The following is a 326-nucleotide window of genomic DNA, read 5'->3' as shown; positions in this document are numbered from 1 at the left end:
ACCAGTAGGATGAACGCGTATTGGGGTTCAGTAATAAGACGTTTACAGTGTATTGCTTCGGAAAATATTTATAATTAGCGTAAATACGAAAACATACTTCATAAAAGATGAATAATATGGCAAAAACAGATGACATGGCGTTGTTTGTTCAGGTGGTGAAATCGGGTGGACTGGCGGCCGCAGGGCGTAAGCTTGGGCTGTCACCTGCCAGTATGACCGCCCGGATGAATCAGCTGGAACACAGATATCAAACACGTTTGCTCAACAGAAATACCCGGCATATTTCGATGACGGAAGCGGGCTATCGATTTTACGAGGCTTGTCTG

At 44.8% G+C, this 326-nt stretch carries 1 protein-coding gene; it reads left to right on the top strand.

The window, feature by feature from the left end:
* Positions 1 to 116: 116 nt before the first annotated feature.
* On the top strand, positions 117 to 326 hold a 210-nt coding region (locus tag ACYP03_RS25160; RefSeq protein WP_459782548.1), incomplete at its 3' end, for a LysR family transcriptional regulator.

The organism is Photobacterium sp. R1 (assembly GCF_054600795.1).
Note: the sequence above shows the minus strand (reverse complement) of the source record. Positions and strands in the feature narration are given on the sequence as shown.